Consider the following 5,396-nt stretch of genomic DNA (forward strand, 5'->3'; position numbering starts at 1 on the left):
GCCCTAGGCCTTCAGTAGCGGGGACAGGATTTGAACCTGCGACCTCTGGGTTATGAGCCCAGCGAGCTACCGAGCTGCTCCACCCCGCGCCGCTGAACACAACTATACGCCATTCGCGGGACCGCGATCACCACCCTCGATCCGGGCCCGCCGAAGCGGCACGTCAGCCGGGCAGGTGGGCGTTGGGAGCCTTGGCACGCTCCGCGAACTCAGGGAGTACGACGACCTCGACGCCCTCCCCGGAGAGCAGCCCGTTCCCGTCCGCCGCCACCACGAAGGTGTCCGGCTCGCGCCAGGCGGTCACCACCCGGCGGACGCCCGCGTCGAGGATCAGCCGGGCGCAGGGGGCGGGGCGTGAGGCGCGGCGGGCGCAGGGCTCCAGGCTGCTGTAGACGGTGGCCGTCCGGAGCCGGGGGTCGGCCGGGTCGAGCTTCGCGAGCGCCGACTCCTCGGCGTGCACGACCGGGTCGCCGCCCTCCCGGGAGTGCCCGCGCGCCAGTTCCGTACCGTCGGAGGCCACCACCACCGCCCCCACGCTGAACGCCGTGCGCGACGGCGGACACAGCTGGGCCAGCTCGCACGCCAGTGCCAGCCAGTGCCGGTCGGCGGCGGAGGCGAGCGGGCCGGCGCCGGGGGCGGTGGGCTCGTAGCGCATGAGGACGACGTCCTCGATACGGCGCGTCTCCGTGAGCCGGAGCCGGCCGCCCTGGTAGCCGCCGGGGCCGAAGAGGCGGGGGGCGCCGGGGTCGCCGACGAAGAGGGGCGCGAGGACGAGCTGGAGTTCGTCGGCGAGGCCCTCCCGGAGGAGCTGGGTGTGAACGGTGCCGCCGCCCTCGACCATGAGGCGCCGGACACCCCGTACGTCATGCAGGTGTTCGAGCAGGGCTCGCCAGTCGAGCGCGCCGGGGCCCAGGGCCACGATGTCGACATCGGCGCCCAGGCCGGTCCGGCGGGCCTCTTCGGCGCCCTCGTCCGTCGTGTACACGGCCTTCTCGCCGCCCGTGTGCCAGAAGTTGGCGGCCGGGTCCAGCTCCCCCGATCCGCTCACGGTCACCTTCAGCGGATACTCGGGCTTTCCGGCCGCCAGCCGCGCGGCCCGCCGCGCGGGCGAGTTGACCAGGAGACGCGGGTTGTCGGCGCGGATGGTGCCGGCGCCGATGAGGATGGCGTCACTGGAGGCCCGTACCTCGTCGACACGGTCGAAGTCGGCGGGGCTGGAGAGCAGCAGCCGCTCGGGGCCGGTGTCGTCCAGATAGCCGTCGAGGGAGACGGCGGCGGACAACAGGACGTGCGGGAGGGACATGGGGCACTCTCTTCTTGACCGGCGAGCTCGTCTTGACCGGGCGAGTTTGGTTCAAGTTTTAAACAAACCTACACTGGTGTCATGACGACCCGCTGGCTCACCCCCGAGGAGCAGCGCGCGTGGCGCGCGTACGTCGGGGCCTCCCTGCTCCTGGAGGACGCGCTCGACCGGCAGCTCCAGCAGGACGCCGGGATGCCGCACCTCTATTACACGATCCTGGCCTATCTCTCCGAGACACCCGAGCGACGGCTGCGCATGACCGATCTCGCCGAGAAGCTGAAGATCACGCGCAGTCGGCTGACGTACGCGGTGGCCAGGCTGGAGAAGGACGGTCACGTACGGCGCGAGGCCTGCAAGTGGGACAAGCGGGGGACGGTCGCAGCGCTCACCGAGGAGGGCATGGCGGTGCTGGAGCGCACCGCCCCGGGGCATGTCGCCACGGTCCGCGCCGCCCTCTTCGACCATCTGACCCCGGAGCAGGTGGGTCAGCTGGAGGAGATCGGTACGCGGATCGAGCGGGCGCTCCAGGGGGACGGGACGGAGGCGGCACCGGAAGGCCTGCCCTGGCTGCGCAGGTCGTCGCCCTCGTGCGGCGGCGACAACGAGGCGGACGACTCCCGTGATTCCGGCGACTCCGGCGCGTGAGGGCTCCCGCAATCCCATTGCTTTAACTTTGAAGCATGGGGTAGGGTCACTCTTCGAACGAGGATCTGCTTCAAATCTGAAGCAAAGCTGAGCAGGAGCAGGTCCGGAGGATCGATCAGACCGACCCGGGAGCCCCGCATGCCCGACCTCACCCCCGCCACCCAGCGCTCCCGCGTCCGGGTGCCGCTCCGCTTCAACGACGGCTACAGCGTCGACACCGAGCTGGTCACCTTCCACGGCCTGACCGACGGCCAGGAGCACGTGGCGGTCATCCTCGGCGACCCGAAGCCCGGCACGACCCCGCTGGTCCGGCTGCACTCCGAGTGCCTCACGGGTGACGTCTTCGGCTCGGCCCGCTGCGACTGCGGCCCCCAGCTGCGCGAGGCCGTCGAGCGCATCGCCGAGCGCGGCGGCGTCCTGCTCTACCTCCGCCAGGAGGGCCGGGGCATCGGCCTCTACAACAAGCTCGACGCGTACGCCCTCCAGGACCAGGGTCTCGACACCTACGCCGCGAACGCCGCGCTGGGCCTCCCCGAGGACGCCCGCGACTACACGGCGGCGGCCCAGATGCTCCAGGCCCTCGGCATCGACTCCCTCGACCTTCTCTCCAACAACCCGGACAAGGCCAACCAGCTCCGGGACCTGGGCATGAAGGTCCACGACCGCGTCCCGACCGGCGTTTTCACCACCCCGGACAACGTCCGCTACCTCCGTGCGAAGGTCCTGCAGACCCAGCACACGCTGCCGCTGGGCGAGTTGGGCGGCGTGAGCGGGCACACCGGCCGCACCGAGCTGAGCGTGGGCTGACCGCGGTCCGACAGGGCCGCCGGCCGATGGCGGCGGGCCGCTGAACAGGCTCACTCAGACGCGGTCCACGGGAACGGTTGGAGTGGTGCCCGACCGGTTACTCGTGCGGGATGCCGCGAATACTGAGAAGACACGAACACCACGACGAACATGACGACCCCGGCCGACACGACGATCACGACGGGCACCGCGCGTACGGCACGGGCGACGGACCTGACCGGCCCGACCGTCCTGTCACCGCGGACCGTACGTCCGACACCGCGACGCCCGCGCCCCACGCCGGGCCGGACGATCAGGTCGAGCGCCGGGCGCCGGACACCCCGACCGACCTGCCCAGAAGCTCCTGGTGGGCGGTGCTCAAGGGCACCGCGAAGGAGTTCCGGAAGGACGAGCTGACCGACCGGGCCGCGGCGCTGACCTACTACGGGATCCTCGCGCTGTTCCCCGCCATGCTGGTGCTGATCTCGCTGCTCGGGATCACGGGCCGGTCCACGTCCCAGCGGGTGCTGGACAACATCCAGGACCTGGCCCCGGGCGCGGTCCGGGACGTACTGCGCAACGCCGTGCAGCAGATGCAGGGCACCGCCGGGATCGGCTCGGTCATGGCGATCGTGGGCCTGGTGCTCGCGGTGTGGTCGGCCTCCGGCTATGTCGCCGCGTTCATCCGAAGCGCCAACGCGGTCTACGACGTCCCCGAGGGCCGCCCGGTCTGGAAGGTGCTGCCCGTCCGTGTCGCCGTGACGGTGGTCCTGATGGTCCTGGCCGTGGTCAGCGCGGTGATCGTCGTGTTCACCGGCGGTCTCGCCCGGAAGGCGGGCGGCGCGCTGGGGATCGGCGACACGGCGCTCACGGTGTGGTCGATCGCGAAGTGGCCGGTGCTGGTGATCCTGGTCACGATCATGATCGCGATCCTGTACTGGGCGACACCGAACGCGAAGATCCGCGGCTTCCGCTGGATCACGCCAGGCAGCTTCCTGGCGCTGGCGATCTGGATGGCCGCCTCCGCCGGGTTCGCCGTGTACCTGGCGAACTTCGCCTCGTACAACAAGACCTACGGCACCTTCGCCGGCGTGATCATCTTCCTGGTGTGGCTGTGGATCACGAATCTGGCGATCCTGCTGGGCCTGGAGTGCGACGCGGAACTGGCCCGTCAGCGGGCCGTCGCGGGTGGTCACCCGGCCGACGAGGAGCCCTACGTACAGCCTCGGGACACCCGGAAGTGGGACGAGGAGGACCGCCGCCGCTTCGAGTCCTGATGCGGCGGCCACCGACCCGCGTTCCGGCGGGGTGACGCCGCGATGCGTGGGTACTCGCACAGCCGACCGATCCGACAAACGCGCAGGGCAGAGTCGTACGAGCGTCAACGAACGCCGACCGGGCCCGCCGCACACATCGACGAACGCCGAAGAAAGCCGACGAAGGACGGGTGAGCACCCATGACAGCACAGGGCTCCCACCGAACGGACGACGGAGCGCAGGAACCGGTGGGCGACCTGGTCCAGCGTGCCTCGCAGCAGTTGTCACAGCTGGTCCGCGACGAGATGCGGCTGGCGCAGGCGGAGATGACCGAGAAGGGCAGGCGGTTCGGCAAGGGCGGCGGCCTGTTCGGCGGCGCCGGCGTGCTGGGTGTGCTCACCCTGCAGGCCCTGGCGGCCACCGCGATCGCCGCGCTGTCGCTCGCCATGGACGTGTGGGCGGCGGCGCTGATCGTCACCGGCGTCCTGGCCGTCGTGACCGCGGTGATGGCCGCGCTCGGCAAGAAGCAGTTCAGCAAGGCATCCCCGCCGACGCCCGAGCGGACGGTGGACAGCGTCAAGGCCGATGTGGCCGCTATCAAGGAGAGTGCACACCGATGACCGAGGACAAGTCGCAGCCGGGTGCTGAGGCAACGCCGTCTCCCGAGGAACTGCGGACGCGGGTGGAGGCGACACGCGAGAAGCTCGGCGAGACGGTCGAGGCCCTCGCGGCGAAGGCCGACGTCAAGGCCCGCGCCCAGGAGAAGACGACGGCCGTCAGGCAGCAGGTCGCCGAGAAGTCCGCCCAGGTCGGGGCCCAGCTGCGGGACAAGGCGACGCACGCGGCCCATGTGGTGCAGGACAAGACCCCCGAACCCGTGCGCGCGAAGGCCGCCGCGGCCGGCGAGCAGGTCCGGGACAAGGCCGTGCACGTCGCTGAACTGGCCCGGGACAAGGCCCCCGAGCCGGTATGGGAGAAGGCCGGCCAGGGCATGCGTGCGGCGCGTGCGAATCGCGCCCCGCTGCTCGCCGCCGCCGGCGCCGGCGCCGTCGTCGCGCTGCTCATGGTGCGCCGCTCGCGGGGGCACCGATGAAGGGCTCGAAGATCGCTTACAAGCCGGTCGGCATGGCCCTGGGCGCCCTGGGCGGGCTCCTGGCCGGCGCGGTGTTCAAGCAGGCCTGGAAGCGGCTCGCGCACGAGGACGACGCCCCTGACGCCACGGACGAGTTCCGCAGCTGGCCGGAGATCCTCACGGCAGCCGTCGTACAGGGCGCGATCTTCGCCGGGGTCAAGGCGGCCGTCGACCGTGGCGGCGCCACCGCCGTCCGGCGTATGACGGGTACGTGGCCGGGGTGAACCTCCGGCCCGTGCATTCGGGCAGTACCTCCGGAACGACGACTGGGCC

The 5,396-nt window shown here is 71.2% G+C and carries 7 protein-coding genes and 1 tRNA gene; 6 read left to right on the forward strand and 2 right to left on the reverse strand.

Annotation, left to right across the window (positions count from 1 at the left end):
- Positions 1-15 precede the first annotated feature (15 nt).
- Together STRTUCAR8_RS33635 and STRTUCAR8_RS33640 are read right to left on the reverse strand one after the other, a co-directional pair.
- Positions 16-89: transfer RNA gene (locus STRTUCAR8_RS33635), tRNA-Met, on the reverse strand.
- A 74-nt stretch (positions 90-163) separates the two neighbouring features.
- Entirely contained in the window at positions 164-1,303 is a 1,140-nt protein-coding gene (locus tag STRTUCAR8_RS33640) for a dihydrofolate reductase family protein (RefSeq protein WP_006380694.1), read from the reverse strand.
- Positions 1,304-1,384: 81 nt separating this feature from the next.
- Here STRTUCAR8_RS33640 and STRTUCAR8_RS33645 point away from each other — a divergent pair, with 81 nt between their 5' ends.
- From STRTUCAR8_RS33645 to STRTUCAR8_RS33670, 6 genes are all read left to right on the forward strand, one after another.
- Complete coding sequence (locus STRTUCAR8_RS33645) at positions 1,385-1,948, forward strand: MarR family winged helix-turn-helix transcriptional regulator (protein WP_006380692.1); 564 nt, start codon at positions 1,385-1,387, stop codon at positions 1,946-1,948.
- Positions 1,949-2,086: 138 nt separating this feature from the next.
- Complete coding sequence (locus STRTUCAR8_RS33650) at positions 2,087-2,755, forward strand: GTP cyclohydrolase II (protein WP_006380697.1); 669 nt, start codon at positions 2,087-2,089, stop codon at positions 2,753-2,755.
- Between the two features lie 110 nt (positions 2,756-2,865).
- Positions 2,866-4,011 (forward strand): YihY/virulence factor BrkB family protein, encoded by a 1,146-nt coding sequence (locus STRTUCAR8_RS33655; RefSeq protein WP_044473356.1) that lies wholly within the window; start codon positions 2,866-2,868, stop codon positions 4,009-4,011.
- Between the two features lie 180 nt (positions 4,012-4,191).
- Complete coding sequence (locus STRTUCAR8_RS33660) at positions 4,192-4,611, forward strand: phage holin family protein (protein ID WP_006380695.1); 420 nt, start codon at positions 4,192-4,194, stop codon at positions 4,609-4,611.
- Entirely contained in the window at positions 4,608-5,084 is a 477-nt protein-coding gene (locus STRTUCAR8_RS33665) for a DUF3618 domain-containing protein (RefSeq protein WP_006380696.1), read from the forward strand. Before STRTUCAR8_RS33660 ends, STRTUCAR8_RS33665 begins: the two co-directional genes overlap by 4 nt.
- Positions 5,081-5,347: a DUF4235 domain-containing protein gene (locus STRTUCAR8_RS33670; RefSeq protein ID WP_006380698.1), complete on the forward strand. Its 267-nt coding sequence runs from the start codon at positions 5,081-5,083 to the stop codon at positions 5,345-5,347. The genes STRTUCAR8_RS33665 and STRTUCAR8_RS33670 overlap by 4 nt, the downstream gene beginning before the upstream one ends.
- Positions 5,348-5,396: the final 49 nt, after the last annotated feature.

It is taken from the genome of Streptomyces turgidiscabies Car8 (assembly GCF_000331005.1).
GTDB lineage: Bacteria > Actinomycetota > Actinomycetes > Streptomycetales > Streptomycetaceae > Streptomyces > Streptomyces turgidiscabies.

Coding starts and splice junctions, on each gene's coding strand:
- STRTUCAR8_RS33640 (WP_006380694.1), bottom strand. CDS start 1,303: ATGTCCCTCCCGCACGTCCTGTTGTCCGCCGCCGTCTCCCTCGACGGC.
- STRTUCAR8_RS33645 (WP_006380692.1), top strand. CDS start 1,385: ATGACGACCCGCTGGCTCACCCCCGAGGAGCAGCGCGCGTGGCGCGCG.
- STRTUCAR8_RS33650 (WP_006380697.1), top strand. CDS start 2,087: ATGCCCGACCTCACCCCCGCCACCCAGCGCTCCCGCGTCCGGGTGCCG.
- STRTUCAR8_RS33655 (WP_044473356.1), top strand. CDS start 2,866: ATGCCGCGAATACTGAGAAGACACGAACACCACGACGAACATGACGAC.
- STRTUCAR8_RS33660 (WP_006380695.1), top strand. CDS start 4,192: ATGACAGCACAGGGCTCCCACCGAACGGACGACGGAGCGCAGGAACCG.
- STRTUCAR8_RS33665 (WP_006380696.1), top strand. CDS start 4,608: ATGACCGAGGACAAGTCGCAGCCGGGTGCTGAGGCAACGCCGTCTCCC.
- STRTUCAR8_RS33670 (WP_006380698.1), top strand. CDS start 5,081: ATGAAGGGCTCGAAGATCGCTTACAAGCCGGTCGGCATGGCCCTGGGC.